Source organism: Deltaproteobacteria bacterium (assembly GCA_020845895.1).
Lineage (GTDB): Bacteria > Lernaellota > Lernaellaia > JACKCT01 > JACKCT01 > JADLEX01.
The window spans coordinates 1-7,255 of sequence record JADLEX010000167.1; the positions used below are offsets into that span (position 1 = coordinate 1).

General features: G+C 63.6%; 6 protein-coding genes. 5 read left to right on the forward strand and 1 reads right to left on the reverse strand.

Features of this window, described 5'->3' with window-relative positions; genetic code table 11:
• Window positions 1–912: hypothetical protein (locus tag IT350_21110; GenBank protein ID MCC6160561.1), on the reverse strand; the 912-nt coding region annotated here is incomplete at its 3' end.
• A 305-nt stretch (window positions 913–1,217) separates the two neighbouring features.
• Between IT350_21110 and IT350_21115 the strand changes: the two genes are divergently transcribed.
• The 5 genes from IT350_21115 (at window position 1,218) to IT350_21135 (ending at window position 7,192) form a co-directional block, all read left to right on the forward strand.
• Window positions 1,218–3,008 carry a hypothetical protein gene (locus IT350_21115; protein ID MCC6160562.1) on the forward strand — a complete coding sequence of 597 codons (1,791 nt, stop codon included), beginning with the start codon at window positions 1,218–1,220 and terminating at the stop codon, window positions 3,006–3,008.
• Window positions 3,009–3,072: 64 nt separating this feature from the next.
• Window positions 3,073–3,540: an SCP2 sterol-binding domain-containing protein gene (locus IT350_21120; protein ID MCC6160563.1), complete on the forward strand. Its 468-nt coding sequence runs from the start codon at window positions 3,073–3,075 to the stop codon at window positions 3,538–3,540.
• Between the two features lie 3 nt (window positions 3,541–3,543).
• The gene (locus IT350_21125) at window positions 3,544–4,965 is read left to right on the forward strand and encodes an FAD-binding oxidoreductase (GenBank protein ID MCC6160564.1); all 1,422 of its coding nucleotides are present in this window, start codon (window positions 3,544–3,546) and stop codon (window positions 4,963–4,965) included.
• Between the two features lie 257 nt (window positions 4,966–5,222).
• Entirely contained in the window at window positions 5,223–6,653 is a 1,431-nt protein-coding gene (casA, locus tag IT350_21130) for a type I-E CRISPR-associated protein Cse1/CasA (protein ID MCC6160565.1), read from the forward strand.
• Window positions 6,650–7,192 carry a type I-E CRISPR-associated protein Cse2/CasB gene (locus tag IT350_21135; GenBank protein MCC6160566.1) on the forward strand — a complete coding sequence of 181 codons (543 nt, stop codon included), beginning with the start codon at window positions 6,650–6,652 and terminating at the stop codon, window positions 7,190–7,192. The genes casA and IT350_21135 overlap by 4 nt, the downstream gene beginning before the upstream one ends.
• Window positions 7,193–7,255: the final 63 nt, after the last annotated feature.

A 7,255-nucleotide genomic window follows, 5' to 3' on the forward strand; every position in this document is an offset into this window, starting at 1 on the left:
GTCCCTTTTTGGTATCGTCCCTTCACGGCGGTCCTCCTTGGAAAAGGTCGTCCAGGTCTCGCAACCCGGACGGTAGGCAACCGCCGTTCCCTTTTCAACTTTCAACGGAATCCGGGACAGGCTCGGATCGAAGTCCCACGAGTCGTAGTCATAGTTGTCGCGATGAAACTCGGCCTGGCTCGCGAACGCTCCCGCCGAGACCGGAATGGGACACTGATCCACCGAGACGCCGTCGACGTACCAGTCGTCGGCCTTGTAGAGGTTGTCGATGAACGAGAGCTTGACGGGCATATCGAAGCCGTCGTCGGAGAGCATGGCGTAGTTGTCGCGCAGATCCTCGTCGATCCACATCACGCCGTGGAAGCCGTCGATCTGGTGCGTGCCGTTGAACATCACGTCCCAGTTCGACCAATAGGTGAAGTACTCCTTACACACCGAGTGGCAGGACGAGAGGACGAGGCTGTTGTTGTACAGGTCGCCGACCTTCATCTCTGTAGCCTCAACAGAGCATTCGCCATAAACACCCGTAACTCGAGGCTGACCGCGCCAGAAATGGGAAGGATGCTCGCCACCGTGCATCCCGACGATCGCGACGTTGACGCCGTCGATCCACTCGTCGTCGTTGTGGCCGGGCTCTGGATCGTCGGTCAGCAAGTCTTGGCTGATCGTGCTGTCGATCCGGTAGATATTGTAGTCGTCGTAGGCTTGGGCACCGTGCTTCGAGTGCTGGATGTTGTTGTACCACCTCGTGATCATGTTGTTCCATTCGGGGACGTCGGCGCACGACGCACAGCAGTTCGAGTCCCAGTTCGTCACGCTCACCATCCCCGCCGAGCGGGAACGCGCCGTGCCGGGGACGAGCGCGAACGACAGCGCCGCCGCGACCATCAGGATCAGATACCCTCTTCGCATTTCAGATACCTTTCGTGTTTTATTTTGAACGAACTTTCGCGCCGTCAAGAACCAAACTCAGGATACGCCTCAAGACCTCGCCCCGTCAAGAAATTTGATGTCAACATGGAATACTCAGGTATTTTCCGTACTTGCATTCGGGGATCGCGAAGCGGGCGGTCACGGACCAACCGCCAATCCCACGATTTCACGAGAGGGCGCCATCGTCCGTCTCGATATCTGAGCGAACGCCCCCCGTCATCCCCGATTTTCCTTGACGCCCCGGGCGAGCGCGTGGTTTGATCTTGCGCGTTCGGGGGTGTCGGTTGGATCGGAATCGGACATTCGTGCTCGCGCTGGTTCTGGCCGCGCTCGTCGTCGCGGCGACCGCGCCCACGCTCGCCTGCAAGTGGGGCGACGACGACGAAGAGGAAGGCGGCGACGACGAATCCCCCGGCGACGACGAGGACGCGGACGACGACGCGGGTGACGACGATCTCGCCGACGACGATCTCTCCGATGACGACCTGACCGACGACGACGCGGACGACGACACCGATCCCTTCGCCGACGACCGCGTCCTCTACGTCCCCGCGACCGTCGAACCGGGCGGCGATCCGGTCGCCGTGCTCTCCGAGGTCTGGCGCGACGCGGACGGCGCGCACCTGCGCGTGCGCCTTGTCGATGCCGCGTCGCTCGCCGTCGTGCGGTCCGGCCCCTCCATCGACCTCGACGAATTCGGCACGGCGTCGATTCTGGTCGAGGACTTCGATGGCGACGGTGTGGCCGAGATCGTCGCGTCGCTCCTCTACATCTCGGCCGACGACGCATTCTCGCGCGTTGTCGAGATCGATCCCGCGACGCTCGGCGAGGGCAGCGAGATCGCTGAGTTCGACGGCGAGCTCGCGACGATCGGCTCGCTCATCGACACCGATTTCGACGACGTGCCCGAGCTGCCGGTGCGCCTGCAGGACTACGAGACCGGCCGCCGCCGCGTAGCCGGGTTTCGCCGGCAGGGCGGCGCGTGGCCGATTTCCGGCCTGTTGACACCGGAAGCGCTCGATGACGTGAACTTCGCGCTCTATGCCCTGCCCCGCCGCGCCGCATGGGGGCAAGCGATTGCCGATGCGAAGGACGAGGGCGATCTGATCGTCGCGGCGTGGGGCGAGGACCCGCCGGGCAGCTTCTACGTCTATCTATCTACGCTCGACGATCTCGAAATCGCCGATCCCGATCGTCGCGAGACGCGCGCGCTCGGCGCGTTCGATGTAACGGCGACGAACCGCGTTCCGGCCGATTTCGCGGGCGCGTACGCCGTGGCCTTCGCGATCGAGGCGCCGGACGAGTCGATCGTGGAAATCCGCGACGACGCGGGAGACGTGCTGCGCGCGTTTTCGTACACCCCGGACACGCGGCTCGGCGTCTCGTGGGGGCAGGACATCGACGGCGACGGCGCGGCGGATTTGGCGATCTTCGCCGATCTGCCCGGCGACCCGTACCAACTCGACATCTGCACTTCGTCCACGCTCTGGCAGGCGCGCGAGACCTTCACCGGCGACTACACGTCGATCCGCGCGATCGGCGCGCGTCGACCGCCCGGGCACCTCGAACCCGCGCCGCTGTTTGGGATGGACGCGGGATTCGGCCTCGCGTTCGAGGTCGCCGGAGACGGCGGCTGGGCGCAGCTCTACTGGTACGAAGCGCCCTTCGCGGATTTCGTCGCCAAGACGCCGCAGCTTCAGGCCGCTTCGGCGCACCTGAACCTGACCGCGTACGTCTTCGATTTCGACGGCGACGGCGACGACGAAGCGTTCACGGTCGCGAACGGATACAGCACCGCGCCCGCGCTCGCCTACGCGCACCGCATCCGCGTGTACGACGATCTGCCCGCCGCGCCGGCCTTCGATTCGGGCGAGCAGGGCGACACCGCGTACGCGCAGTGGCCGTGGGACTTGGACGGCGACGGCGCGGCCGACGTGCCGCTGTGGATGAGCACCATCGACACGCGCCCCGCGAGGCTCGACGTGGTCACGGGCGCAAACGGCTGGGACGAGCCGATTTATTCATTCGAATCCGAACCGCAAGCGACCGTGTTGCTCGGCGGATTATTGCGCTAAGTTTCGCGGGCGGCCCGCGCCGTCTGTTGATGTTTCGAATTGCGATGCAATGAAAGGCGATGTCATGTCGGATATTCAACCAAATCTTGCGCCCGACGACCGCGTCGTCGTCGAGGACCCCGTCAACATGAACCTGCTGGGCCTGCTCATGCGCGGCCTGCTGTCCGAAAGCCTGCGCGACGACCGGCGCTACGCCGCGGCGAAATCCCTGCGTGGCGACGTGGCCGTGCGCGCCGGAGACATGGCCGTGACGCTGCGTTTCGGCGGCGGCCGGCTCACGATCGTGCGCGGCGACAGCCCATCGGCGCGAGCCCGCGTCGCGGGCACCATGACCGCGCTGCTCGGCGTCGTGCTGCGTCAGGGGATGGTGCGCGCGTTTTTTGCCGGCAAGCTGCGCATCGGCGGCAACCCTTTCGTGCTGCTGCGCATCCTGCCGCTCATCCGCGAACCGCAAGTCCGCGAACCGCAAGTCCGAGAACCACAAGTCCGAGAACCACAAGTCCGAGAACCACAGGCCGGCGAAACGAGGTGACCCATGCTGGACGTATTTGAACGAATCGTCGGTTCCGAAAACGTCATGCGCGACCCCGCCGCGCTCACGCCTTACCGCGACGACTACACCGAGATCGACGCCGTCGATCCCGCGTGCGTCGTCTTCGCGACCGAGACCGCGCAGATCCAGGCCATCGTGCGCGCGTGCGCCGAGCGACGCATGCCGATCACGGCCCGCGTGGCCGGCACCAACGTCGGCGGCCTCGCGATTCCGTCGCCCGGCGGCGTGGTGCTCGATCTGTCGCGCATGAACCGCGTCCTCGACGTCAGCGACGCCGACATGTACGCCGTCATCGAGCCCGGCGTGACGCAGCAACAAATGAAGGACCACCTCGCCGCGCACAACCCGTCGCTCACGCTCGGGTTTTCGCTCGCGCCGCCGCACACCTCCGTCTTCGCCAACGCGCTGATGGGCGGGCTCACCAATCGCTCGCTCAAATACGGCGATCAGTCCGAGTGGATCAGCGGACTCGAGGTCGTGCGCGCCGACGGCTCGCTCCTGCGCACCGGCGCTTGGGCGCTGTCCGATATCCCCTTCGCGTGCGTACCGTTCCCCGGCGTGACGGGCATGTTCGTCGCGTGGCAGCAGACGACGGGCATCGCAACCAAAATGGCGTTTCAGCTCTGGCCGGCGCACCCGCTCAACGAACGCATCTTCATCCTCACCTACTCTCCGCGCGGCACCTACACGGCGATGGCGCGCCTGTGCCGCGCCGAGATCTGCGACGACATCGGCGGGCTGTCCTGGCCGTCGGCCAAGATGATGATGGGCGTGAAATACCCCAACCCCGTGCCCGACCCCGACGAGCCGCGCTTTTTCCTCTACGTCGATCTCACCGCCGAGACCGAGGCCGAGATGCGCGCGAAAAAGGACATCCTCTACCGCATCGTGAACGACGTGGCGGCGACCGGCGAAAAGTTCGAGGAGCCGATGGACGTGAAGACGCTGATCCGCGTGAATCCGGCGCTCTCGCCGTTTGCGGATTTCCCGACCGACCTGAAATTCCTGACCGACCACGGCGGCGGCGGGCTCAGTTGGATCGGCACCTACGGCCCGATGTCGCGCATGATCGATGCGGTCGAGGCGGGCGTCGCCGTCATGGAGCGCCACGGCTTCCCGCCCCTCATCGTCAGCCGCCCGATGCGCGGCGGACATTTCATTGTTTTCCGCCTCATCACGATCTTCGACAAAACGAAACCCGATGAGATCGCCCGCGTGCGCGCCGTGAATGAAGAGGTACTCGAACTCGCCACCGCACGCGGCTTCGTGATGTACAAAACGCCGATCTGGGCGTGGCGAAAACTCGAGGATCGTATCGATCCCGGCCTGCGTCGCCTGATGCGCGAAGTGAAGACGCTCATGGACCCCGACGGAATCTTCAATCCGGGGAAGATGGGGTTGTAGGGGGCGATCTTCGCCCTGCCTTGGATCGCGCCGTCGCGAGTTCACGCGCGCGAATGAACAATTTGGCGAGTTCCCGAAGGATGGAGAACCTGATTCGGGAACTCGCGTCATCGCGAAACACCCTAGCGTAATTCGTCACACAAATTATGCTTGCGCCGAGTCCCGAGATCGTCGAGTATCCGTGCGGAACTCCGGACATGTGTCGCAACGCGATGATTCGCTGAGCGGTTCGCAACGCCGACGACGGGGACGCATTTATGAATTTCAACCTGATCGATGATCCGTGGATTCCGATCCTGCGCCACAACGGCACGTATGAGCGCGTCGGGGCGCTGCGGGCTCTCGCCGAGGCACAAGACATTCGGCAGCTTGCCGCGCCGAACCCGATGGACCGGTTTGCCGTCTTCCGCTTTCTGCTTGCGCTCCTTTATTGGTGCCGTGGGAATCCGGAACGTGAGCGCGGCACCAAGACCGATTCCAGTGAAGTTTGGCTTGCGAAACTTGCCGACCTCCGTGAGCACTTCAACCTCTTCGGAGACGGAGCGCGTTTTTACCAAGACCCCGGAGCGAAGCGTCCGCGACCGACGACCGATCTGATTCAAGAAATCCCGACAGGAAACAATTTCTGGCACTTTCATCACTCGACCGACGGCGAGCAGGGCTTGTGCCCGTCTTGCTGTGCGATGGGTCTCGTCCGCCTCCCGCTATTCTCGGTTTCCGGTTTGCCGAATATGAAATCCGGTATCAATGGTTCGCCGCCGATTTATGTCATGCCGCAGGGAAAAAACTTGGATGAGACCCTGCGGATGAACTGGATCGACCGCGGGCTGCTTGGAGATCCCGCGTGGCTGTGGCCCGAAGTCCGTCCCGAACCCGGCAAAGAGGTGCCGACGCTGACGGGCTTGACCGTCTTGTCTCGGCGGGTTTGGCTCCACGCTCTCTCAGACAACCCGGAGGTCTGCGATCACTGCGGACGCCATGATTCGCAGGTCGTTCGAACGTGCGATTTCGAATCCGCGGGTGACCTAGAGAACGACCGATGGAACGATCCTCACGTGCTCTATGAACGGGGTGCAAAGCGAATATTAAAGAAAGCCGCCGACCTGACGGCCTCGAAGCGCTTCAAAATGGACCGGCCTTGGCCCGACCTCTTCGCACGAATACAGGAAGACGCGTCCGAGCTCAATTCGGACGATATTAATCGCGACTTCGCCATCATCGCCTTCGCCACGCACCAAATGAAGTACATCGATGTCTGGGAACGGACGGTTCGTCTGGGCTCGTCGAACTCAAATCCGAATGCGATGGCGGCGAACGCGCGGGGGTGGGAAGCGTGGGGTGATGGGCTCGCGAAAGCCGTCTCGCGCTCCGTTTCGCGTGGCACATCGCGAGCCGCGAGCAATAAGGAGCTGCCCGAGGTAGCGACCGCGCTGAAGTCCGTGCGCCCGGATGTCGAGCATTGGGTCTCCGTGCGCATGGCGGAATTGATGTCAACAGAGGATGGCGTGAACACCGCAGTGGACGATGTCGTCCGCCCGTTCATGTCGTCTCTCGCCCGCTCCCTCGCGCCCGGATTCACCATCGCCGCCACCGATCGACGGGCGAAGATCGCCGCATTTCGTCCCGACATGAGCCCCGTACCCAAGAGCGCGAAAGGCAAGACGATGAAGAAAGGCGGTGCGAAGTGAAGGCAACGCGCGACTACATCAAGACGCTACGTTCGCTCAAGGTGGGCGATCTCGGCCTGCTGCGATCGCACGCTGGGCAAGGACTCGACGAGTCGGTGGACGCCTTCGACCTGTTCGCCGGCTTGTGGTGGCCGCTGCGGCAAAAGACACAGAAAGCTCCCAAGCGCGAGGTCGCCTGGTTGATCGCGAAGCTCTACGCGGCGCGGCCCCTCGACGATCTGTCCGGCTCGACGCTCGCGCGCCAACTGAGTCGATGTGAGCCCCGGCAAGACCGGGATGCCCGGCGGTTTCGCTCCGCCGTGGATCGTTTGCTCACCTGTTCGATTTCGGACATCGAGCCGCACTTGCGCTGGGCGCTCGATGTCATTGCCGAAGAAAGTCTCGGCATCGACTGGGTGAAGCTGACCGACGACCTGTCTTACTGGCAACACGGATCCAAACGTGGCGAATGGGCCAGGCATTACCTCGGCATACGGGAAGAGATCCAACACGTCGAAGACGACCTCGACGAAGAAGAAGGGAGCAACCATGTTGATTGAGATTCACGCGATCCAGAACCACAGCCCCGCCAACCTGAACCGCGACGACCTCGGCGCGCCCAA

Coding starts and splice junctions, on each gene's coding strand:
- IT350_21120 (MCC6160563.1), top strand. CDS start 3,073: ATGTCGGATATTCAACCAAATCTTGCGCCCGACGACCGCGTCGTCGTC.
- IT350_21125 (MCC6160564.1), top strand. CDS start 3,544: ATGCTGGACGTATTTGAACGAATCGTCGGTTCCGAAAACGTCATGCGC.
- casA (MCC6160565.1), top strand. CDS start 5,223: ATGAATTTCAACCTGATCGATGATCCGTGGATTCCGATCCTGCGCCAC.